Below are 22,725 nucleotides of genomic sequence, written 5' to 3' on the forward strand. Positions count from 1 at the left end.
ATTGATAGACCTTCACAGTCATATATTACCTGGCATTGACGATGGTGCCAGAACCATGGCCATGTCGATTGACATGGCCAAACAAACACTTGAATGCGGCGTGAGGCATTTGGTTTGTACCCCACATATACACCCTGGTTTCTTCGATAATACGCCTGCTATTATTGAAAAAGCGTATAACGAACTTGTGTTAGCGCTTCAAGATGAAAAAATTCCCCTTACCTTATCGTACGCTGCCGAGCTTCGTGTGTCGGAGCATATTCCTATATGGATAAAGCAAAACGCGGTGCCTTTTTTAGGCCAGATTAACGGCAAGAAAGTGATGCTGCTAGAGATGCCTCATAGCCATGTGCCATCGGGGCTAGAGCCGTTAATAAAATGGTTATTAAAAAACAACGTGCAGCCACTTATTGCACACCCTGAACGCAACCGAGAGCTACTGCGCGAGCAACACAAGTTCGACTGGTTGCAGCGCATAGGCTGCTGGTTTCAAGTGACTGCGGGGGCACTTACAGGCCGATTCGGTGAGCCTGTACAGAACTTTGCGTTAACACTGCTAGCCAATAAAAGCTTTCATGTAGTGGCGTCTGATACCCACGATACGCTTCGAAGACCCAATGACATGGGCGAAGCCTTTGCTGTGGTGTCGGCAGTAGACGCCGCGTATGCTCAGCAAGTTTTCGTTACTACACCGGGTGAAATAGTAGGGGCAGGTAGTGGCGTTAGCTAGCGTGTATGAGCATCATCAATTAGCGATAAAACGCATTGCTCGTAGCGTGTTTTTCATTACTGCTGCGTGGGGCGTAGTGTGGAGTGCACAGTTTTTTGTATCGGGTAATTATTATTATCGGGTGAACAATCAATTAAATGCTTGGCAGAGTAATCCTGAACGCGTAACAGCTAGCAAAGTAAGCGATGCTATTACCAAAATAGATTCCGCTATTTCCATGTTCCCCGATAACGCACTTTATTATCAAATGCGTGGCCAGCTTTATGAATGGCAAGCGTTTACTGCAAATGGCACGGCTGATAGCAATAAAGCAAGCATGTTGAATCTTGCGGCGGCCAATTATCAGCAAAGCTTATTGCTACGGCCGCTTTGGCCAGCAAGCTGGGTGGGCTTAGCGTCGGTTAAATGGAAGCGTAACGAAGTAGACGACACTTTCTATCAATATATGAAAAAAGCCATTCAGGTAGGCCCACAAGACGCTATAGTCCATCAATTTATTGTAGAGTTTGGCTTAGCCAATTATGCAGCACGTTCGCCTGAATACATTAAGGTTATTCAGCCCTTAAAACATCATATGAATTTAGGGCTAATAAACCCCCATAGCAGGGAAGCTATAGTGCAAAGTATTGTGAACTATAACGCAGAAGAGCCAGCATGCCGATGGATGCGCTTGGCCACTTACCCAGTAAGAAAACGCATTCCCAACTGCATTACTTACAAATAATATTATTACGCTCGCATTTAAAACTTGCTTTTAAGCCAATCCCACAAGCCTAGTGAAAAATTTTCGAATAAGTTAATACCCAGCCACGATTTTAGTATGTACAGCAGTACCATACCAACCAGCAATGAAAATAGAAGAAACAGAGTAAAACCGAAAGCTAACGTAAGTTGGCCAATTTTACTTTCTATACGGGAAGGATCGCGTTTATCTTTACCGCCTAACAGCACAAAATAAAAGCGGCTACGGCCAATACCTAGGGTGCCGCGTAAGTCTAACTTATGCTTGCCCCAACGCCTGCCTGCCAATGCGGTATTAATATGGGTAAGCTGTTCTTCACTAAACGAGTTGGCCACATGCTTGGGCATTCTTTCTAGCATATGCTTTACGTTGGGTTCTTCCTGAATGGGGTGATTAACTTTTAACACCACGACTGATTTTCCATAACTGAATCCATTAATAAATACTTAATTAAATCTCTAATTAGGCTTTTATTAAAAACCTTAATTTTACGATTTGTGCTTACGTGTTGTTGATTTTCGAACCCGAATTCGGTTACTCATTGCACCTAGTGCAAGTAGAGTAATAAAGATAGCAGCGTTAGCAGGCGCTTGTAAGGGAAAGTCTACGCTTGTGTGCATTGCCATACCAATAATGGCCATAAAACACGCAAACGCGGCCCCGCGCGGAAGGGGATGGTGTCGCTGACGAAAAGCGTTGAAGGCATTAATGCCGCAAAACAGCACAAATATGCCCATTAGTAGTGCGCCAATAACGCCAAACTCAATACTAAACTGTAAGTATTCATTATGAGCATGGTCGTAAAAGTGCTGAATGCTCTCACTTTGAAACTGGGGGTAAACGGTATAAAAGGTACCGCCACCTGTGCCAATTAGTGGGTATTTTGCTAACAAAGGTAGTGTATCGGTAACCACTTCATCTCGGCTTTCATGGGTTAAGTCGGTTTGCTCAAGGCGCTCTTTCACTTCGTTTAGCCCAAATACGCTACTTACAATCATAATGTCGATAACTAGCATGCTAACAAATAAGGCAATGTAGCTTTTTTGTCTAGGCTTGAAGTACCATAATCCTAATGCCGCCGTTATGGTCATACTGACAAAAAATGCGGTGTTACCCATTCTTGAGCGAGACATTACCAGTGCAATCACCATAATAATAATGCCAATACGAAACAGCACTTTATTACCTAGCCAAAATTTAAGCCATTTTCTAAGTCGCTCTCGTTTTGTTAGCCCATCGTCATCACCTAAACTGGCAATGAGGTACCCTAACGCAGCACTTAACGTAAGCAGCAAGTAGTTTGCAAAATGGTTCTTGTATATGAAACTGCCGGTAGCAATGTGACTAACGGGTTGTTTGAACACTAGGCTGTACTCAATGCCCGATAGCACCTCAAGCGACCCATAAATAGCTTGAAATATACCGCTTGCGCTAATGCTAATTAGCACTAGCTTCAACCGAGATGTTGATCGTACTAAAGCTAAAACACTGAAAAAAAGCAGGCAGTAACAAAGGGATTTTAAAAATACTATTTGGCTTTGGCCTACATCAAAACTAAGGGGTAACCAACGAGCACCAGCCGATACGTTAGCGTATTCAGGTAAAAGTTTTTCGGGCCGAAGGCTGGCAACAAATGATGCGGGTAGGGGAATTAAATTAAGTAACTGCCAAGCAAGAAACAACACCCAAAGCAGAACGAAAAAGCGGTATTGACGCACTACCAGAGTTACGGCCCTGAAGTGAAAGGCTATTAAAGATGCACTTATACAGAATATAGACACTTGCATGAGTGCCCACGCCCAAGGACGGTTGGCACCTAAAGGAATAGGCAGCCAAAAAAGGGTAAATAAAAGAAAACCGAAAAGAAGCTTTTCGGTTTTTCTATTATTATTACTCAGCATTCACTATCGCCACTTCTTACTACCACTAACGATCACCAACACAGAGTTTTAGTTAATTTAACGTTCTAATTTGCTGAAACCGTGGTGTCGCCACCACCCGCACCGGCTGCACCAGTACCCACGCCTAGTGGTGATACGTCGTTGCCAGCAGCACCCGCCGCTGTAGCGGTAAGTGTTGAGGTATCAATGCCTGCATTAATGGCAGCTAATAGTGCATCTTCTGCGCTAACAACGCCGGTTTGTAATGCAACGTTATAGATTTCGTTGGCATTTTCTGGAAACATAATCATCGCAATGGTAACCACTTGTGATGCCTGTTCAGGTAGTGCCGCAAAGCCAGCAATGGCTAATTCAAACCCAGTAGCGTTATCTACAAGTAAACCCACCATGCTTTCGAACGAAGCTTGGTTAGTTTGTAAAAAAGGTAAACTTTCAGCCGGAATAGCAACACTGCCATTCGCGAGCACATCATTGCTAACGGTAACTGATGCTTCTTCAGCAGGTGTGCCGCTATCAATGGCAGTTAATAGTTGGTTTCTAATTTGCAAACCTGGAGCGCTACCTGCGCTGTCTTGCGCAATGGCCACTGGCGATATAGCAATAAGTACACTTATTACTAAAGAAAAAATAAATCTATTACGCATAATAGTTCCTACATCAAAAAATGGGTTTGCATACACAAGGCATTGTATACCAAATGAACGCGCGTTGTCTTAGCTTTTTAAGTGGAAAATTAGTTACCTAACCGCCAAGCTGTAGGTTTTGCAAAGTGAAAACCTTGCTGATAAACAACCTGCAGCTTGTTAAGCGCGCCGCTTTCAAGTTCGCTTTCAACCAATTCCGCAATAACCTTAATGTTTAACCCATTAGCAATACTTACCAAGCTGCTAACGAATAGCTGATTGTCTTTGTCTTCGTGTATATCTTTGGTCAATTTGCCGGATATTTTTACAAAATCGGGCTGAATGGCCCTTAACCCACTTAATGATGCAAGATTGTCGCCAAAATGTTCAATAGTTATTGTGCACCCTGCTTTTTTCACCATGTCGCAAAATTTAAGGGTAGCTTCCCGGTAGTAAATAATGGCGGAGTCTTCAATTTCAAACGCCAATCTATCGCACAACGACTTGTGTTCAAGAAGATAACCTTTAAGCCATTGACAGAAGTCGGCATTCGCTATTGATGCGGTAGCAACGTTCACCGCTACCGTATGAGGGGAGGACATGAGTTTACTGACTACCAGCGACGTTACTAGCCTATCTACTTGGGGAATAAGGTGCAGCCGCTCTGAAGCAGGAATTAACTGAGACATGGGTATATCGGTATTGGTAGAAACGTCTTTAAAGCGTGCGAACCCTTCGTAATAACAGGGGGCATTATTTTCGGTACTAAAAATAGGCTGTATTAAAATGTCAGCATACTGTTGTAACAGAATGTTGTTCAGCCTTTCACGCCACTCGGTATTGCTATGAATGTAGGTTAGCTCCGATGCAAACTGCCAACCTCTGTCTAGCTTAGTGGCGGCTAATAGGGCGCTATCTGCTTTTTCCATTACTTCACTAAAGCTATTTTCACTGGAATACTTAGCCGCGCCAATCCACGCTGTTTTATCGCCATCTTTAAGGAAGTCTATTTGGTTAATGTCTTGGGCTAGACTTTTTAGTCGTTTTTCGCACTCTTGCTGCGATACCGCTTCCATTAATAAAGCAAAGTCGGAACCCGACACCCTAAACAAGGTGACTTTATCGGGGAATTGTTTAATTGCACCTTTCAACACTTTTGACGCAGCACTAACATATTCATCGCCTTCAGCGCCGCCCAGCAAATTATTTACCCGTGCAAGCTGCGTTAACCTTATTAACACCACGTAACCTTGTTCTACCGTAGCAGCGCCACTTAATAGTGCATTCATGTGTCGATTAAAGGCATTTCTATTAGAAAGCCCCGTTAGGCTATCGCCATACGCAATGGCCTTAAATTGTTCAGCCCGTGCAGTAAGTTCTTTAAACATGCTTTCTACCGCTCTAGACAACTTATTAACGGCTAGCGTGATGAAAGAAAATTCTTTAGTAAAAGGCTGGTAGTCAATTTCAGAAAACTTTTGGTTTTGAATATCGCCTATTTTTTGCGTAACAATTTCCAAGGGCTTTGTAATTTGGCGAATAATAACCAGCAGCACCAAGTAGGCAATAATAAAGGCAATAAAAAACATTAATGCACTTTGGGTAATGCTATCCCATAGCTTTTCATTCGCAAGCCCTGGGTGGCTTTGCACGGTAAGTTGCCCTGCTATTGTCCAACCATCGTTAAGCTCGGTGCTTTTTACCGGTGGAGTAACGTGTACAGCTTCGGTAAACCATTTAGGTACCGTATCTATTTTATTCGGATTTTGCCGAAGAATAAGAGTATTCCCGCTGGCGTCTTTAACCGAAATAGTTTGGTAGTAGCCCCTGTCGAATATGGCGTTCACCATGGTTTCAGCCACCGCCTGACCATTTTCTTGTGCCAAATAAGGCGCCATGGCTAAGCCTAGCGATGTGGCAGTGTCTTGTGCGTGGGTAGCAAGTTGTTCATTCACGTATTCTTTGGTCATTTTTACGTTAATAAAAAAGGAACCGGCGAACACGGCCAGTAAAAAAATAAGCAAGCTAACGCTTAGTTGGGTAGATAATTTCATTGTTCTTGTGTATCTCCGAGCATTACGCTGTTTAAACGATCTATCATGTCGTCCCACATTTTCATGGGGCCGCTGCCTCTTAATTTTCTGCCTGTTCCCATAGACTTCGCAGCCCATAGACCGTCACCGTTGAAGCTATAAACAGGTGCAAGGTCGCGCCGTTGGTTTGCTGGCAGTATGCGACGGTTAATATTATCAAGCACTAAAGGAACAGAGGTAGGGCTTGGGTAATAGGCTAACACCATATGAGGTTGGTTTAACTCTAACGCGGTTACATACATAAGCCGAAGCTGCGATTTTGGAATACCAAGTTCTATTAACGAAAAGTATTTGGCGATTGAATAATCTTCACAGTCGCCAGCGCCCGTTGCAATAAACTCGATTGGCGTGGCCCAGTAATCCGGCTGTCGCCAGTGCTTTAGGTCATCTACAAAGTCGAATCGATTGAAAAAGCGATTCACTTGATAAAGTTTTTCATCAATATCGTCGTTCTCAATATTGCTTACTAGTTGTCGCCACTTTGCAACATCGGACGCACCGCGTTTACCAAATAGGGCTTCAACCCGGCTGTAAACCTCTTCAGTGAATATGTTTTTCTGCTGCGCGATAACCAAAGATGCCACACCGAAAAACAGCCCCGTTAAGGCAAAAATACAGGTTCGTCGGTAAGTTTTACGCGCGTAGCGGGTTGTCATGCCAGTTGAGCCTTAATGCACCATAATGAGACGAATTTATTAGAATAAATAGCTGTAAGAAAACGTTAACCACTTCATAGTATATTAAACATGTGGCAGTAAATTGATAGTGTCAAACTTATACAAAAGTTAAAAGTTATTTCAACAAGGTAAGGCAGGAAAATACATTAATGCCCACATTTGGCATGTTTCATGTATGGTTTTAGTGAATAACCGCAATATCGGTTAAGTGCATAATAGTAACGTAAGCACATAGTAAGAAATAAGCGTGCACGCAAGATGCTTGCAACACGCATAGCTAAATTATTACCAATATACGTATTACAGGTGGTTCAGCAAACCTACTGGTGCCGTAATGTTGTAATTTTACTACAAAACCAAAATAGAGCTGTGCTAAACTTGGCACTAGCATTTAGTCTAAAGACAAGGAAGATGACGTTTCATGCTGAAAAGTAACCGCCCCGTGGTGTTTATCATTAATTCCCTTGAAGGCGGTGGTGCTGAACGGGTTATGGCAAAGTTGTTGGCTATAATGGAAACGTATTTTTCCGACGCTGGCGTACCTGTTCACCTTGTATTACTAGACACGCTTGAAGAAAGTCAGCAGTGCCCCCCTTATGTGACCAAAACAGTACTTACCAGTAATGGCAGCCTTAAAGCCGGTTATCAACAATTAAAGCCTTTGCTTGCTTCTTTAAACCCTCAAGTTTGTTTTAGTTTTTTAACGCGTAGTAATTTCTTAAATATAGCGATAGCAAAATCGTTAGGTTACTGCGCCATTATTAGCGAACGTGTAAATACTACTAGCCATTTATCGGGTGGTTTAAAAGATGGAATTAGCCGTTTTTTAGTTAAGCTTTTGTACAAGCGTGCCAATAACGTGGTGGCTGTGTCTGAAGGTGTAAAAGCCGATTTAATTGAAAACTATGCGGTGCCAGAGCCTAAAGTATCTTTATTATATAACCCTTACGATATTGCGCAGCTTCATGAACTAGCAAGTGAAGCGGTAACCGACATTCCTAAAGCGCCATACATTATTGGGGTAGGGCGGTTAGTTAAAAACAAAAACTTTTCACTGTTACTAAATGCTTATGCGAAAGCCGATATTGTTGAAGACTTAGTTATTTTGGGCGTGGGCGATGAAGAGGCCATGCTAAAAGCGCTAGCTAAAACACTTGGCATTGCAGATAGAGTGCATTTTTTAGGTTTTAAGCCAAACCCTTACCCCTATGTGGCCAAGGCAGAATATTTTGTTTCAACCAGTAATGCAGAAGGTTTCCCCAATGCCATTGTGGAAGCCATGTGTTTGAACAAGCCGGTAATTGCAACAAATTGCGAGTCGGGCCCAGCTGAAATTATTGCCGAACAATACCCGTACCAAGTTTCTGGTGCCAGCGAAGAAAAGAATGGCATACTGTGCGAGTTAAATAACGCCCAAGGTGTTGCTGATGCATTGGTGTTATTCAAAGGTAGCGCTAACAGAGCGCGTTATGTAGAAAAAAGCCAAGCGTGTGCGCAGCAGTTTTCTTATGCCGCTTTTCACAAGCGCGTAAGTGCCATTCTAGAAAAAGATGACTAACTAATTATGTTTGAAGCAATCAAACTACTGGTAGGGGTTGTTAGCCTAATAATGGTGTATAGAACCATTACCGGTAACTGTAATAAGTATTTAGCCTTTGCCATTTGCGCAATATGGTTACGTTACTTTTTATCTGCATTTCATACTATTACCTACCCGCCACTAGTAGCTGGCTTTTCAATCAACGCCTTGGGAAGTATAGGCGTAGCAGGGTTGGGCTTACTGCTTATTCCTTCCGCTGTTTTTACCTTAAAAAAACTGTTTCCTTTTTATATATTTTTTACTGCCATTGCAGTAAGCGGCTTTGTGAATATGCAAATACCCGGCACCATTAATGTATTGGTAAAATGGTGTTATTTCTTGGTGTTAGCGGGGGCGTTGTTTCTATCTATCCGAAGCCAAGGGCAGAATGAAACGTTTAAAAAGTTGCTGGTTGCTTTTGTTATGCCAGTTACTTTGCAAGTTTTATCGATAGTGTTAGGGGAGGCTAAAGCCACGGAGGCCGATGGCTCCACTAGTTATATAGGTGGATATAACCACGAAGCTGCGTTTTCTATGATAATAGTGTCGTTCATATTTGTTCTAGGTTTGGTAAATAGAAACGCGATTAGTTTTAGAACCACTTTATTTACAGTAGCTGTGGTGCTTTTGGTTTTGGTGAATTATAGAACGGCAATTTTGACTATTTTACCAATAGCTGCGATTTTTTATTTCACCTTAGTCGAACAGCGTCTAAAGCCATCCCAGAAAGCTCCTGTTTTAACCATTGTTACTATGGTTCTTGCCATATTATTTTTTGTTCTTTCGCTCTCAATGCAAGAGCGTTTTGCCGATGTGGGGTTATTAGTTGGAAATCTTGACCTCATATTTAAAGCGCCAATGTATTTTAGCGATGCAGAACAGGACATTATGTCAGCGCGGGTATACATCTGGAGTCAATATATTAACGCGTTTACCAACGCCGATTTACTGCACCAAATTTTCGGCTTTGGGCCAGATTCTTGGAAACACAAATTCGATTTGTATGCTCATAATACATACGTTTCATACGTTTACGAGTATGGCTACTTGGGTTTTATATCGTTTATTGGGTTGATGGCATATATTCTGACAGCGTCTTTCAACCTTTCAAACAAACCCTTAAGTAAAATTTTAGCATTCTCATTGATTGGCTTTATGACAATGAATATGGCTACGATGCCGCTGTGGAATATTGAAGGCTTGATATTTTTTGCGCTAGCGTTAAGTACTGTTTTTGCTAACCCTAATGTTCAAAAGATGTCGAAAGAAGTTAGTAAAGAGCATAAAACTAGTATGGAAGTTAATTAATTATATGAAAATATGCGCAATAGGACTTAGAGGTATTCCAGATGTGATGGGGGGCATAGAGTCCCATTGCCAACAATTGTATCCTCGCATGGTAAAGAGTGGTGCATCGGTAACAGTAATAGCACGTTCGCCTTATGTAGAACAAAAACGATATGTTTATGAAGGCGTCGAAATTAGAAGTGTCTGGACGTTAAAACATAAGTTTTTAGAAACTTTTATGCATACGTTCTTTGCCATTATTTATGCTAGAGTTTTTGTGCATCCAGATATCATCCATCTTCATGCTATTGGTCCAGCATTGTTCACGCCATTGGCGCGATTACTTGGAATGAAAGTCGTGGTAACTCATCATGGTGCTGATTACGATCGACAAAAATGGAGTGGTTTTGCTAAGTTGATCTTGAAAACAGGAGAACGTTTAGGAATTAAATTTTCAAATAATATCTTTGTGGTGGGTAAGAGCCTGACAGAGAGGCTGCAAAGAGAGTTTCCAGATTATTCTAATAAAATCCATTACGTTCCTAATGGCATGTTGCCATCTTTTACTGGAAATATATCATCTGATTTTCTTCCAGAAGAGTTAAACTTAATTTCAAAAGAGTATATTTTAACCGTTGGTAGATTAGTTCCAGAAAAAGGTTTTCACGACTTAGTTAGCGCTTATATACAGTCAGGTAGTGATTTGAAGCTAGTGATTGTTGGAAGTGCAGATCATCAAGATGAATATTCCAAGGCTCTGCTAGAGCAACAAAATAGCAGTATTGTATTTGCAGGCAGACGTGGTGGGGAGGAGTTGCAAGCGTTATATAAGCATGCGCGTGTCTTTGTTCTACCCTCTTACCATGAAGGTCTACCGATAGTTGCGCTTGAAGCAATAAGTGCAGGTACAAACGTTATATTAAGTGATATTGCCCCTAATCTGGATATTGAAGCGCCAGCGGACGGCTACTTCAAGGTGGGTGATGTTACTTCATTGTCGGAAAAACTATTGAATGTTGATTTACTTGACCTTGAAATTAATCGAGAGAAATTTCTTTTTGAATTCAATTGGGATCAAATTGCAGCATCTACGTATAGCTATATACAAAACGCCTGAAAGCTTAAGTCATTAATCTAATTGCGTAACATACCAATTTCACGGTTACAGGATGTCCTATGGTAAATCAAGAATTTGGAAAGGTATATTTATACCCTTCTAGAAGTCAAAACGAATTTTTAGATTTGAACAGGTGTGCGATAAGAAAAATTGGTTATTCTGTTGAACAAGTAGATAAGGCATTCGTGTACGACTTGTTGCGGATGAAAAAAGATGCCATCGTCGTTCTAAATTGGGTGGAGGACCGAGTTTATGGACGAACATACCGAACGGTTTTTCAATATTTTTTTAAAATGGTAGCTTTAATTATCTTTTCTAGAGTTTTCGCTAGAAAGGTGGTGTGGGTACGTCATAACTTTAAACCTCACAACGGCACTAAAACCAATTTTAGATATAAATTTTTATGTGGATTATTTAATGCCGTAGGTATAAAGCCGACTCCATTAGAGAGTTACTATTCTGAACCTTCATTAGTTCATCCGCTATATAAAGAAGATACCCAGCTTAAAAGTGATATAGCTGTCTCTAAGGTTAGCGAAGAAAGTAGACCTAACACTGTTGTTTTTTTTGGTGCAGTAAAGCGCTACAAAAATCTGCATAAAGTATTGGACACGTGGCCATCCGATATCCCGTTAAAAATTGCTGGTAAATGTAGTGATCAAAAATACGAGGCATTTATTAATGAGAAAATTGAAAAACGTAATTTAACTGTTGATTGGGATAACAGGTTTTTATCTGATAAGGAGTTAAATGATACTTTAGCTAATTCTAAGTTCGTGCTTCTACCCCATGCTGATTCTACAATGATAAGCTCTGGCTCCTTCTATCACGCTATTGGCGAAGGTTGCAATATTCTAACGAATGAAAGCCGATTCGGTTGCTTTAAGTCAGACGTTCATTCGTTTGTTTCTATTTATGATCCTGACCAAATATCGAGTAGTTATTTGAACCAAATTTGCTTTAAAAGAGATGAAATTATGCATGAAGCTTTGAATCACTATGGTGAATATAAAATAATAGAAGCGTGGGGAAAAGTATTGACCATGCATGCTAATCGCTAAGGTAGGAGTTATAAGTGAGCTTACATTCTAACGATTTGCACGATCCTGTAATTAGTGTGCTTATCCCTGTTTACAATGATATTAATCGAATTGAAGCGTGTATTGAATCTTTAGTTAAACAAGAGTTATCTCCTAAGTTCGAGGTCATTGTCATTGATAATGGTTCCACAGATGGAACTTACGAATTACTTAAACAATTAAAACCAATAGCCTCATTTAGCCTAGAGGTTACTCAATGTTTAGTTCCTGGATCGTACGCTGCTAGAAACCATGGGTTGACCTTAGCTAAAGGCGAGTATGCTGCATTCACTGACTCTGATTGTATTGTGTCAAAACACTGGTTGAAATACCTATATAGTGAAATTCTGCAATTTTCGGGTGATACTATAATCGCTGGCAAGATGGAGTTTTTCCCCGACCCGAGTAAATTTACAGAGCAGAGTGCTATAGACTTCGAAAACCTGTTTTCAATGAAGCAAGATGAAAATGCCAGAAATGGTAAATGCATAACAGCAAACTTTTTTTGCTCAATGGCTCTGTTAGAAAAGCATAAAGGGTTTAACGAACAATTAAAATCGGGCGGAGATGTAGAGTTAAGTACCAGAGTAGTAGACGATGGGGGCCAGGTTATATTCGCGGATAGCGCACTAGTGACACATCCTTCAAGGAATAAAGAAGAGCTAGTAATTAAAAGAAAGCGCATAATTGGTGGAACATGGGACTCTCATCTTTCATATAGTAATTTTACAGCGAAAATCGGCTTTTGCTGGCGTTTGTTAAAGATGCTTTTAGGCCGCAGTAAAAAAGTAATGTTAAATAACAGGTTAACTATAATGCGACGCATAAAACTTGTAGGATTACTAATTGTTATTTTCACAACGAGTATTGTCGAGTTTACGAGACTTATATTCGGTAAGAAAGCAAATAGGGCATAATTCACTTATATAATACTTTAAGTTTTAAATAGCACCTGATGCATTCGCTACGGTTCAATATTCAGTAATTTATACAGTAGAGTAACTATTCAATGTCGTTAAAAAAACAGGCCACAAAAGGCAGTTTGTGGATGTCTATCACCCGAACGGGCATAAATGTGATTGACTTTATCGTCTACGCTTATCTAGCGCGTATTCTGACATTAGAAGAGTTTGGTCTAGTAGGTTTTTGTTTTTTGTTTATAGAGTTTGCAAACAGTCTAGTTAACGCAGGGGTTAACCAAAACTTGGTTCAAAGGAAAACATGGTGTGATGACTACGCCGCTAGCACTATGTCGTTTGTATTTGGTATGGGCATTGTCGTAGCTAGCGCATTAGTGTTGATTGGGGCACCCATAGCCCATTACTCATATTCTGAAGTCGCCGCATACGTAGTGGCGAGCTTAGCACCCATAACATTGATAATGAGTATGCAAGTCGTCGTTACAGGTAAGTTGTTAAGAGAATTTAAAAATAAACAAATGGGTGTAGCGAAGTTTGTAGCCACTGTTTGCTCAGCAATTGTTATTGTTATTTTAGCTGAATCCGGCTACGGGTTATGGTCTTTAGTGATAGGCAAATTAGTAAATGCTGTCTTACAATTTGGTTTACTGACATATGCTTCAAAATTCAGACCCCGTTTTCATTTTGACAAAAAGTATAGTAAAGAACTAATAACGTTTTGCCTGCCACTTTTATGGATGACGGTTTTAAACTTCATTCACCGAAAAGCGAGCAATATATTTACAGGTTTAGTATTAGGACCAGCGAGCTTTGCCTTGCTAGCAGCAGCAAAAAAAGGAGAGCTGGTCATTAACGAAGTAACCATGAGTTCAATAAACTCAATGGTTGTCCCTAGCTTCTCTAGAGCTAAGGAAAGTGCAAATATAGGCGAGCTATATATTAAATTAGTGACAATAACAGCAGCAATTGTATTCCCTATATTTATGGGGTTAGCAGCAATTGCAGATCCGTTTGTCGTGGTTGCATTTGGGGAGAAGTTTGAACCTAGCGCGATATTCATGACTATATCTGCGTTTACAGTATTTCCTTCAGTGCTCGCGTGGTTTTTACCGAATTTACTAATTTCTAAAGCTCTCACACGTGAAGCGTTCAAGCTGACATTGCTAAATGTGGTTAGTAATTTCTTCGTTGCGGCTACAACGATTTGGTTCGGCTTAGACATTATGTTAGTTGGATTGGTCGCCATGAACTTCTTAATGCTCCCAGTTCGCTATAAAATTGTCTTGAAACATATTAATATGAACATTTCACATCTTCTAAAATCAATTTTTCCACCTAGTTTAAGTGCATTAGGAATGTTTGGATGTGTAATGCTTGGGAAATATTACATTTCTGGTTATTTAGAAAGTGATTTTTTAATACTAATATTGCTCATTAGTATAGGTGCTTTATCTTACCCTGCAATTGCATTCAGCTTTTTCTATAGAACAACGTTGGTTCAGATTAATGAGATTAGAGAAATGTTTTTGAAAAACAAAACAATGGCGTAGTTAATACGGTAAGATATTTACGTGCGCGTTAGGTCGGTTTGTATAAGCTATTCTTGTGGAAAAAATAATGTCAAAAAATTTTACAGGGTAGGTGTTTTACAAACTTAAATCTTTATTAAGGGTTTGATGTGAAGGTGTTTTTTATTGTTGGCTTGTTATTTGCTTTGTATGTTTAAGATTTGGGGATGTACCCTGAACTTAAGAAAATTTAACGTTGTATGATGGAGTGTTGTATGAAAGCTAAGATTTTTCAGGCTTTGCTAGTGATGTTTTTAGTGAGCTCAGCTTTTCAAGCAAAAGCAGCTATTATTAGCGTAGATGGGACAGAAGTTGATGCATTATCAATCAACACTTCTTTTGAATCTTTCTACAATTTTACCGATTGGAGTGCGAACACTGGCTATGAGATTGCAAATGAGCTTGTTGCGTTTTTCGTAACCGATGATAGCAATGCTTTGGGGTTATTCATGATTTTCAGTGGTCCTGGTGGCGATGCAGGTTCTTTGAATTTTGATCTGATAAGTTCTGAAGGTAGTGTTGTGTTCGTTGATGATCCAGGTGGCAGAGACCCAATTGTTGGAACTAACGTAAGTTTTGGTTATGCTGCCGGTAAAACTGATGGCTTAGTTTTTTCCGATTTCGTTACTGAGTCTTGGGCAATAGATGTTGTTTTTAACAACTTTTCAGGTGTAACTGGTTATAACTTTCTATCATTTGATGCAAGTGGTACGGCTAGTGTAGCGGCCTCGGGCGCGTTAACTGATTTCAACGTTAGTTCAACAGCATCTGCAACTCCAGGAGCTCCTATTTCAGTTCCTGCACCATCATCTTTGTTGATATTGATGCTTTCGCTTTCTTGCATAGCATTGAGTAAAAGAAAGTTCTTCTAAAAAATAAATCAGACTTTGAAAAAGTCAGCTTTTAAAGCTGGCTTTTTTTTTGTTTATACTCGTATTGAAAATAGTAGCTCTTACTAATACCCTTGGGTATCGCTTGTCATAGTAACCCCACTGATAGACAAATATTTTTTGGAAAACTTATGAGAGAATTAATTTTTCTAACTATTGCTAATAACCTTCCTAGAATTAAGTTGAGTGATAAAATTCGCTACAAGTTTCTCCGATACGCTGGAATGAAAATTCACGGGAAATGTAATCTATGGGGGCCTTTTACTGTTCGGCCATTAGGTGGCGTGAGAAATATAGAAATTGGTTCTGGTACATTCATTAATTCGGAAGTTCGTTTCGGCGTTCCGAGTGAGAAAGTAATAATTGGTTCAAGGGTACAAATAGGTCCAAGGGTTATGTTTGAGACAGTCAGTCATGGTCTAGTTTACGAAAAAAATAAAGGACGTGGTGGGTCGAGTAAGCCAATCGTTGTAGAAGATGAAGTGTGGATTGGTGCTGGCTGTATAATCACGCAAGGAGTCACAATTGGAAAGGGCGCAGTAGTTGCGTCTGGAGCGGTTGTAACAAGGAGCGTAGCTAGTAATACGGTTGTCGGGGGAGTACCAGCTAAGTTTATAAAGAACTGCTCTTAAGAGAATTTTTAAGCTGAACAATGCATTACTTTCCTTTCGAATATTGTCCCAACCAGTAATAAAATTGGTCAAGTATTTGGAAATTTAATTTTTACATTTAATTCTAGGCTCAATGGGTGGTCAAAACAGAGCTTTAACTTTATTCGAAATAAAACTTTTAAGGATAATCTATGAAACCAGTAGTACTAGCCGGCGGTTCAGGTAGTCGTTTGTGGCCAAAATCTCGAGCGGCTCTTCCGAAACAGTTTTTATCGTTAACTTCTGAGAGTACTATGCTTCAAGACACGGTTACTCGGCTGCAAGGAACTAAAGCAGAAGCCCCCATTTTTATCTGCAATGAATCTCATCGTTTTTTAGTCGCAGAGCAGTTACGTCAAAAAAATGTTAAACATAGCGGTATATTGCTTGAGCCAGTGGGTAGGAACACCGCTCCAGCGATAGCGCTTGCAGCGCTTCATGCAACATTAGATGGAGAAGACCCTACATTATTGATTCTTGCAGCCGATCACTTAATTCAAAATGAAAAAGCGTTCCACTTAGCTATCCAAAATGCACAACAACTCGCAGACGCTGGTAAGCTTGTAACGTTCGGTATAGAGCCCGATTCCCCTCATACAGGCTACGGCTATATAAAGGCAGGTTTAGAAGATTTAGGCGGTTATAGAGTGGAGGAGTTTGTTGAGAAGCCCACGCGGGAAATTGCAGAAAGGTATGTTGCTACTGGCAAATATTATTGGAATAGCGGAATGTTTATGTTTAAAGCAAGCCGCTATATAGAAGAACTGGAAAAGTACAATCCTGACATTCTTGATGTATGTAGGAGGGCAATCGATACAGAAACACATGATTTAGACTTCATAAGAGTAGATTCGGAAATTTTTTCCCAATGTAAGGACGACTCTATTGATTACGCCGTTATGGAAAAAACTGACGCAGCGGCAATGGTTTCTCTTAATGCTGGTTGGTCGGATGTTGGGAGTTGGACATCACTATGGGAAGCGAGTAACAAGGATGAAAAAGGTAATGCGTCTGTTGGTGATACCATTATTGAAAATACAACTAACAGCTATATAAATGCTGAACAACGTTTGGTGGCGGTTATAGGGTTAGATGACGTAATTGTTGTCGAAACGAAAGATGCTGTAATGGTCGCACACAAAGATGATGCACAAAGTATTAAAAATGTTGTTAATAAGCTGAAAGCTGAGAAGCGGCCCGAATACCAGTTTCATAGAGAAGTTTATCGGCCGTGGGGGAGTTATGATTCGATAGATAGCGGTTCGCGTTTCCAAGTGAAACGTATAACAGTAAAGCCGGGTGAAAAACTATCTGTTCAAATGCATCATCATCGCGCTGAACACTGGATTGTCGTATCGGGCACGGCAAATGTTACCATTGACGATAAGACAACACTGGTTGCGGAAAACGAATCGGTATACATCCCTATTGGCTCAGTTCATGCATTAGAAAACCCTGGGAAGATTCCTCTGGAACTTATCGAAGTACAGTCCGGGGCGTATTTAGGGGAAGATGATATCGTTCGTTTTTCAGATAGGTATGGGAGAGTCGCTAAGTAATTCTATCTTTCCCGTGCGTTAGAATACTTCTAAGTCTATTTAGAAGGGAATTTTCTGATAATGTACTTTTAGGCCAAATTTAAGGTTTAAGGTAATAATATTTTATCACTTTGCTTTCGAATTATGGAAGTGTATAAGCGGGTACGGAAATGTCAGAAACAACCAGTGTTGAACCAATATTCATAGTAGGAGTGCCCAGGTCGGGCACTACACTTTTAACATCTTATTTAGTGTCACACCAAGACATTATGTCTGGTCCAGAAACCCAGTTCTTTAATAAAATTGGAGAAGACGCAGGCGCGCTTGGAGCGGCGCTAGAAGAAGATAATTGGCCTGAATTGGCTTATGACTTGATGAGCAGTAGCCTCAAATTGTCAAATGTGAATGTTTTAGATCTATATCAGAAAAGTAGAGAAGATATTTTATCTTTCTTATCTTCCCGAAAGCCTAGTTTAGGTGCCATGCTTGAGTCAATTGTGTTGCCAGCCAGTGACAATTCCTCATCAAAACGCTGGTTAGAAAAAACCCCAAATCATATTAACCATTTAGATGATATCAAAACCCAATATCCATCCGCAAAAATTATTTTAATTCATCGAGATCCCCGAGACAGTGCAGCATCTATAGCTAAGTTACCTTGGGCGCCTAAATCGACAATCGCAAACGCACTTCTCGTAGAAAGTTGGCTATCCAATACCTACAGTGGGTTTAAGAATGAAAAAAATTGCCATATTGTTTCATATGAGCGTTTGATTCTAAATACAGAAATAGAATTAAAGAAAGTGTTTAGTTTCCTTGGTGAAAAATATTCACCTAGTATTCTAGAAAGGAAAAGTGCGGGGGATGTTACTACTGAAGCAGAGCCTTGGAAAAAAGATGTTCATCAAGCTATCGATACAAAACACTTGGCATTATGGAAGAAACGTGTACCACCGCCTGTATTAACCCAAATTGAGTCTATTATGTCAGCGTGTTTAAGTTTTTATTCCTATAAGCAGCCTGTTAATAACCTTACTCAAAAGGCCCAGCTGATACGTGTCAGGAAACAAGATTTCGTAGGTTTAGATGACTTTGCCGCAGTGATTAATAAGCATAAAATTTGTCTTTCCAATGAACAAGTAAATGTATCTTTATTCTATGTAGAACGAGGATATAAATTGGCTATTATTCGTAAAGCCCTTAAATTAAAACTCTTTAAGAAAAAGAAAATTATTTTTGTGGGACAGAAATTAGCCTTCTCAAAGCTTCTGGGTGATTATTTGAAATAGGAAGCCCAGAAAACATTCCCCCTTAACGCTGCTCTAGGGGGATGATTACTAGTGAAAGTTGATCAGTCGAACCATAGATTTTTCGTCCCCATCAGCACGAGAAGCTTTTTGTATAAGTTTAATGTTTTTAAATGTAGCCTCATCTCTATTTTTCCATTTATCAACAGCATCATTATCTAGGGTTAGAACAAGGAATTTTGCTGAACCTGTAATGTGCTCACCTATAGGGAAAACGATTTTAGAGCTAGAATCATCAAGGTATTTAACCGCATCAATTCCCCAAGGTTGGTCGCCGCCGAACTGGGCTAACCGTGATTTCGTAACTGAATTATCTGTTTCAAAACCAATGCCAACGATTTCAGGGCTCCCTTTCATATCTAACTCAAACTCAAGTACAGTATCTGAAGTTATCTCTAAATTCACTTCAAACTTGGTCCAATTATTCCCTGTTAGAACCACAGTGTTATCATCTTCAATGGTAGTAGCACCATATTTAAGTTGATTGCTAAATGCGCTGTGCTCATGTTCATAAGCATTTAAAATCCAGTACGTTTCTGAATCGAGTGTAGGGCTATTTGGTGATAGGAAGTTTCCTTCCTCACCAAGTATTGAAATGTTTGGTATAATGAATTCTGATGATATAGCCAGTAACTTGTCATCGCTAGCTTTAAGCTCTTCTATATAAGAAAGGTCATCGGAGTAGGGGTGCTCAGTAACATTATCCAAGTTGAATTCATATCTGGCATCCATTGTATTTCTGTTGTAGCAAATATCATTAGTACTAGAACTACCAATATATTTTTCTTTGTCGAATATACAGTAACCTACCGAATAGCCAGTTTTCTGTGTTAAGAAAGCATTGTTTTGGGTGGTTACCCAAAATGTTGTATCACCATTTACTCCTGAAGCCGCAATACCATTTCGTTCAACATCAATAAAGTTTTCGTATACATAGGTTCTGCCTGCTGGCTTAGCGATTAAGCCTCCAGCCTTAATCGCTGTCCATTCTTTACCTGTCTCGTCCCCTAAATCATAAATGTGGTTATGAAAAATATAGCTTGGGCCTAGCGTGTTAGGGGCAATACTAATTCCGGCATAGCCTTGAGTCATCTCATTGTCGTAAACAAGAACGTTCTGCTGACCACCGTCTATCTCAATTAGGTCATCATTAGCATATGCTAAGTAGTTGCCGTAAATAGCAGAATCCCGAACAAATCCGCCTGTGCGTTCGAAGTTTTTTCTACCTTCAATTACGTCGTTAAATCTATGCTCTTGTGTGCCATAAAAACGATTATTACGAACAATCATTTGCCCACGATATTGCTCTTCGGGATGATATGCCCAAACCTGTAACGCATTAGGGCCTTTGGGGTGGCCGTACACCCAGCTATTAGCGCCTAAATTAGGTCTATGAACTTCGCATTCCTCAATAACTGCAACGCCACTTCTTTCCAAATAAATACCTGAGTCATAATTTATTGGGGAATTATTCGTAGTGCTGGAATACGCTATGTTGTTTCGCATGTCTACAGCTACACGGCCATATTCAGCTACATCACACCCTTTTATCCAAATGTGGTGTGTTTTTTTAGCGAAAATACCGTATCTCTGCCCGCCTCGAATAGTCAGGTTTTCTAACATTATGTATGCTTGCGAACCAATATTTACGGCAGAAAGCACTTGATCATCTGCTTGTATTACTTGCCCATCACCAATGATTTTGGCGTAACCGTCTTTACTACCTTCAATGTTTAGCGCTTCTAAATCTAATTGCCCACCGCTATATATTTCAGAAAGGTAATAGATTTTGTTAGGGTCTATCGGTGGGGTATTGGGTTGAGTTTTTTGCTGGAATGAGTACTCTTCAGCATTGCCCTTTGAATCAGAAATAGTGACATGAATGTCATAAACGGCATCAGCTTCTAGGTAAACAATACTACCGGCAAATGCGCCGTAAATAGGCTCCCAAGTTAGGTCTAAACCTTTTTCCCATTCAGTATCGCTGGCAAGTTTAAATTGCACACTGGTGGTACTGTATTCATTTTGGCCATAAAATACTAAACCAATAGAATTTATTAACGGCGTAACGCTATCTGAAAATCCAGAGGCCGACGCTAGGAATACTACTGAGGGATCTAAACCTGCGGTAATTGCCGCCTCATAAATCTGATTATTGTTTAGGTTAGAATGCTTTGACATCAAATTCATCCACTTCGCTGTATCGATAGGAAACAGCGCAAAAAGCGCTGTAGCTTCATCTATCGACAAGTTAGTCATATCAGGCATAGGGGGCGACTTTTTCTGAGGTAATCCTAACTCTAAAACACCTGAAAGGTATAAGGTTTCAATCTCATTTGTGTATACCTTAACCCTTTTTTTTACGTTTGAAGAGCCTTTGTAAGCTTTAAGCTTGGCTTGTATAGACGCAGGAGCTTTCACATTGTCTGATAGATAAAGCTGAAGTACTGAGCCGGGTTGATTAGCTTGGCTGTAGTCACCCTTTTTAAGTGCTGGGCTTGCACATGAAAACAGAAAGAGAGTAAAAATAGCTAGAAGAATAAGTTTAGTGTTTATATTGATGAAGAAAAAACGATTCATAGTGAAACCCTGTAGAAGAGCGAGTAAATGCAATGCATTTTTGGTACATATGTGAAGGGTAGTTGTATTGTATACTCACAGCAAGCTAGCTTGGTTTTATTTACACAAATAGTTCTAACTCTTGTGGATATGTCTAGCTTGTTAAGTTTTTGTTATTTTTCAATTTTCTATGGTTTCATTTTAATAGAAACACTTTAATTGATATTAGACTAGTGTATTCTACTCACATATTTCTACGCTTCTAAAGGGCAGGGCGTGATTGGATGAAAGTATATATGGAAGTGATATGAAGAAAAAAGTAGCGGTAATTCATCCGGAAGCTGGCTTCTCATCAAGTGGGGGCTCTCAACTTAGCGCTTACGAAATGGCCGAGCACTTAGCTACATTTTTTGATGTTCGTTTAATTAGTTCTTCAAAATGCAGCGAGCACAGCGTTGTTATACCCTGCATCCCGCGAGGAAAAGTTAAAAAGCTTCAACGTAATAAAACAATGGATTGGCTGTTAACTCGCTTTGTATCTAACCCCTCACTACTTATAGAGTCGATTACTAGTTTCCTTACATATACACCCTATTTACTGTTTAAACGCGCAGATGTTATTTATCCGAACAATGATTATGGTGGCCTAGCAGTAGCAGCCGTAGTTCGTAAGCTTTTTAAAACGCCTATTTTGTATACTGAACGTGCTGGTATGGTGTCTAACGGAAAGGTATTAAGAAGAAACCTTAAATTTAAACCCGATTGTTTAGTAGTTTTTAATGAAGACACTAAAAAATACGTAAAGCAGATAGCGCCAAACCAGCGTGTTGAGATTATACCTAACGGGGTAAACCTTTCACTATTTAGTCCAGAGGGCGAGCGATTTAATCACGGGCTTTCTGGAAAGGTAGTATTAACTGTTGGTGCTTTAAATAAACAAAACCACAAAAGAATACATTTAGCGATTGAAGCGGTAAGCAAGTTAAATGATGTTGCCCTGCTTATTTGTGGTGATGGACCGGATGTCGCTTACTTTACGTCGTTATGTGAGGTTAAGCTCGGAGCAAGCCGCTATAAGATAGTTAAAGTAGACTTTGCGGATATTCCTAACGTATATCGCGCGGTTGATGCATTTACTTTACCTTCTGAAGATGAGCCTTTCGGGCGCGTTTATTTAGAAGCGATGGCAAGTGGTTTGCCTGTTGTTGCTACCGATGATGCTATGAGAAGAACTTTGGTTGGTAAAGCCGGTAATGTATGTGACGTTACTAATATTGAACAATATGCTGCGGCTTTAGCGGCCACGCTTTCTACAGATTGGGATAACAAACCAATCGAACAAGCGGCAGACTATAGTTGGGAAAGTGTTGCTGAACAGTACGCGAAAGTAATAAATAGTTTGTAGTTAGTGAAAAATTTGGGATGCGGGGTTGAGAATATTAACCCCAACCCCATCAGCTGAATT

Annotated in this window: 19 protein-coding genes; 13 read left to right on the forward strand and 6 right to left on the reverse strand. The window is 40.1% G+C overall.

Features of this window, described 5'->3' with window-relative positions:
• Nucleotide 1: 1 nt before the first annotated feature.
• Both KYS23_RS10710 and KYS23_RS10715 read left to right on the forward strand, forming a co-directional pair.
• On the forward strand, nt 2-730 hold the full coding sequence (locus KYS23_RS10710; protein WP_159531022.1) for a tyrosine-protein phosphatase: 729 nt from the start codon (nt 2-4) through the stop codon (nt 728-730).
• Nucleotides 717-1,454 carry a VpsP family polysaccharide biosynthesis protein gene (locus KYS23_RS10715; protein WP_218418580.1) on the forward strand — a complete coding sequence of 246 codons (738 nt, stop codon included), beginning with the start codon at nt 717-719 and terminating at the stop codon, nt 1,452-1,454. Before KYS23_RS10710 ends, KYS23_RS10715 begins: the two co-directional genes overlap by 14 nt.
• Nucleotides 1,455-1,471: 17 nt before the next feature.
• On the opposite strand, the gene KYS23_RS10720 is transcribed toward KYS23_RS10715, so the two are convergent.
• The 5 genes from KYS23_RS10720 to KYS23_RS10740 all read right to left on the reverse strand — a co-directional run bounded on the left by KYS23_RS10720 (nt 1,472) and on the right by KYS23_RS10740 (nt 6,745).
• Nucleotides 1,472-1,882, reverse strand: coding sequence for a 3-phosphoshikimate 1-carboxyvinyltransferase (locus tag KYS23_RS10720; protein ID WP_159531018.1), 411 nt, complete (start codon nt 1,880-1,882; stop codon nt 1,472-1,474).
• 78 nt (nt 1,883-1,960) lie between these two features.
• Nucleotides 1,961-3,373, reverse strand: a complete 1,413-nt coding sequence (locus KYS23_RS10725) for an O-antigen ligase family protein (protein WP_218397041.1) — start codon at nt 3,371-3,373, stop codon at nt 1,961-1,963.
• Between the two features lie 65 nt (nt 3,374-3,438).
• Nucleotides 3,439-4,017, reverse strand: coding sequence for a hypothetical protein (locus tag KYS23_RS10730; protein WP_159531015.1), 579 nt, complete (start codon nt 4,015-4,017; stop codon nt 3,439-3,441).
• An 89-nt stretch (nt 4,018-4,106) separates the two neighbouring features.
• Nucleotides 4,107-6,050 carry a bifunctional diguanylate cyclase/phosphodiesterase gene (locus KYS23_RS10735; protein WP_159531013.1) on the reverse strand — a complete coding sequence of 648 codons (1,944 nt, stop codon included), beginning with the start codon at nt 6,048-6,050 and terminating at the stop codon, nt 4,107-4,109.
• Nucleotides 6,047-6,745 (reverse strand): transglutaminase-like cysteine peptidase, encoded by a 699-nt coding sequence (locus KYS23_RS10740; protein ID WP_159531011.1) that lies wholly within the window; start codon nt 6,743-6,745, stop codon nt 6,047-6,049. Before KYS23_RS10740 ends, KYS23_RS10735 begins: the two co-directional genes overlap by 4 nt.
• A 442-nt stretch (nt 6,746-7,187) precedes the next feature.
• Here KYS23_RS10740 and KYS23_RS10745 point away from each other — a divergent pair, with 442 nt between their 5' ends.
• The 10 genes from KYS23_RS10745 to KYS23_RS10790 all read left to right on the forward strand — a co-directional run bounded on the left by KYS23_RS10745 (nt 7,188) and on the right by KYS23_RS10790 (nt 18,683).
• On the forward strand, nt 7,188-8,324 hold the full coding sequence (locus KYS23_RS10745) for a glycosyltransferase (RefSeq protein ID WP_218418582.1): 1,137 nt from the start codon (nt 7,188-7,190) through the stop codon (nt 8,322-8,324).
• 6 nt (nt 8,325-8,330) lie between these two features.
• Nucleotides 8,331-9,653, forward strand: coding sequence for an O-antigen ligase family protein (locus KYS23_RS10750; RefSeq protein WP_218418590.1), 1,323 nt, complete (start codon nt 8,331-8,333; stop codon nt 9,651-9,653).
• Nucleotides 9,654-9,657: 4 nt separating this feature from the next.
• On the forward strand, nt 9,658-10,749 hold the full coding sequence (locus KYS23_RS10755; RefSeq protein WP_218418592.1) for a glycosyltransferase family 4 protein: 1,092 nt from the start codon (nt 9,658-9,660) through the stop codon (nt 10,747-10,749).
• A 59-nt stretch (nt 10,750-10,808) separates the two neighbouring features.
• Nucleotides 10,809-11,810, forward strand: a complete 1,002-nt coding sequence (locus KYS23_RS10760) for a glycosyltransferase family protein (protein ID WP_218418594.1) — start codon at nt 10,809-10,811, stop codon at nt 11,808-11,810.
• A 14-nt stretch (nt 11,811-11,824) separates the two neighbouring features.
• A complete protein-coding gene (locus KYS23_RS10765; RefSeq protein WP_218418595.1) occupies nt 11,825-12,745 on the forward strand; it encodes a glycosyltransferase family 2 protein in 921 nt (306 codons plus the stop codon).
• 92 nt (nt 12,746-12,837) lie between these two features.
• Entirely contained in the window at nt 12,838-14,298 is a 1,461-nt protein-coding gene (locus tag KYS23_RS10770) for an oligosaccharide flippase family protein (protein WP_218418597.1), read from the forward strand.
• Nucleotides 14,299-14,531: 233 nt separating this feature from the next.
• Nucleotides 14,532-15,188: a PEP-CTERM sorting domain-containing protein gene (locus KYS23_RS10775; RefSeq protein ID WP_218418599.1), complete on the forward strand. Its 657-nt coding sequence runs from the start codon at nt 14,532-14,534 to the stop codon at nt 15,186-15,188.
• Nucleotides 15,189-15,337: 149 nt separating this feature from the next.
• Nucleotides 15,338-15,838: an acyltransferase gene (locus tag KYS23_RS10780; protein WP_218418601.1), complete on the forward strand. Its 501-nt coding sequence runs from the start codon at nt 15,338-15,340 to the stop codon at nt 15,836-15,838.
• 170 nt (nt 15,839-16,008) lie between these two features.
• Complete coding sequence (locus KYS23_RS10785; protein WP_218418602.1) at nt 16,009-17,415, forward strand: mannose-1-phosphate guanylyltransferase/mannose-6-phosphate isomerase; 1,407 nt, start codon at nt 16,009-16,011, stop codon at nt 17,413-17,415.
• A gap of 149 nt (nt 17,416-17,564) precedes the next feature.
• Nucleotides 17,565-18,683 (forward strand): sulfotransferase family protein, encoded by a 1,119-nt coding sequence (locus KYS23_RS10790; protein WP_218418604.1) that lies wholly within the window; start codon nt 17,565-17,567, stop codon nt 18,681-18,683.
• A gap of 48 nt (nt 18,684-18,731) precedes the next feature.
• On the opposite strand, the gene KYS23_RS10795 is transcribed toward KYS23_RS10790, so the two are convergent.
• On the reverse strand, nt 18,732-21,281 hold the full coding sequence (locus tag KYS23_RS10795) for a right-handed parallel beta-helix repeat-containing protein (protein WP_218418606.1): 2,550 nt from the start codon (nt 21,279-21,281) through the stop codon (nt 18,732-18,734).
• 286 nt (nt 21,282-21,567) lie between these two features.
• Here KYS23_RS10795 and KYS23_RS10800 point away from each other — a divergent pair, with 286 nt between their 5' ends.
• A complete protein-coding gene (locus tag KYS23_RS10800) occupies nt 21,568-22,665 on the forward strand; it encodes a glycosyltransferase (protein ID WP_218418608.1) in 1,098 nt (365 codons plus the stop codon).
• Nucleotides 22,666-22,725 lie beyond the last annotated feature (60 nt).

The organism is Alteromonas lipotrueae (assembly GCF_019249255.1).
Taxonomy (GTDB): domain Bacteria; phylum Pseudomonadota; class Gammaproteobacteria; order Enterobacterales; family Alteromonadaceae; genus Alteromonas; species Alteromonas lipotrueae.

What these genes read in the sequence shown, in the direction of transcription:
- KYS23_RS10785 (WP_218418602.1), top strand. Translation starts at nt 16,009, where the DNA reads ATGAAACCAGTAGTACTAGCCGGCGGTTCAGGTAGTCGTTTGTGGCCA.
- KYS23_RS10740 (WP_159531011.1), bottom strand. Translation starts at nt 6,745, where the DNA reads ATGACAACCCGCTACGCGCGTAAAACTTACCGACGAACCTGTATTTTT.
- KYS23_RS10725 (WP_218397041.1), bottom strand. Translation starts at nt 3,373, where the DNA reads ATGCTGAGTAATAATAATAGAAAAACCGAAAAGCTTCTTTTCGGTTTT.
- KYS23_RS10755 (WP_218418592.1), top strand. Translation starts at nt 9,658, where the DNA reads ATGAAAATATGCGCAATAGGACTTAGAGGTATTCCAGATGTGATGGGG.
- KYS23_RS10790 (WP_218418604.1), top strand. Translation starts at nt 17,565, where the DNA reads ATGTCAGAAACAACCAGTGTTGAACCAATATTCATAGTAGGAGTGCCC.
- KYS23_RS10745 (WP_218418582.1), top strand. Translation starts at nt 7,188, where the DNA reads ATGCTGAAAAGTAACCGCCCCGTGGTGTTTATCATTAATTCCCTTGAA.
- KYS23_RS10750 (WP_218418590.1), top strand. Translation starts at nt 8,331, where the DNA reads ATGTTTGAAGCAATCAAACTACTGGTAGGGGTTGTTAGCCTAATAATG.
- KYS23_RS10735 (WP_159531013.1), bottom strand. Translation starts at nt 6,050, where the DNA reads ATGAAATTATCTACCCAACTAAGCGTTAGCTTGCTTATTTTTTTACTG.
- KYS23_RS10795 (WP_218418606.1), bottom strand. Translation starts at nt 21,281, where the DNA reads ATGAATCGTTTTTTCTTCATCAATATAAACACTAAACTTATTCTTCTA.
- KYS23_RS10760 (WP_218418594.1), top strand. Translation starts at nt 10,809, where the DNA reads ATGGTAAATCAAGAATTTGGAAAGGTATATTTATACCCTTCTAGAAGT.
- KYS23_RS10770 (WP_218418597.1), top strand. Translation starts at nt 12,838, where the DNA reads ATGTCGTTAAAAAAACAGGCCACAAAAGGCAGTTTGTGGATGTCTATC.
- KYS23_RS10780 (WP_218418601.1), top strand. Translation starts at nt 15,338, where the DNA reads ATGAGAGAATTAATTTTTCTAACTATTGCTAATAACCTTCCTAGAATT.
- KYS23_RS10800 (WP_218418608.1), top strand. Translation starts at nt 21,568, where the DNA reads ATGAAGAAAAAAGTAGCGGTAATTCATCCGGAAGCTGGCTTCTCATCA.
- KYS23_RS10775 (WP_218418599.1), top strand. Translation starts at nt 14,532, where the DNA reads ATGAAAGCTAAGATTTTTCAGGCTTTGCTAGTGATGTTTTTAGTGAGC.
- KYS23_RS10730 (WP_159531015.1), bottom strand. Translation starts at nt 4,017, where the DNA reads ATGCGTAATAGATTTATTTTTTCTTTAGTAATAAGTGTACTTATTGCT.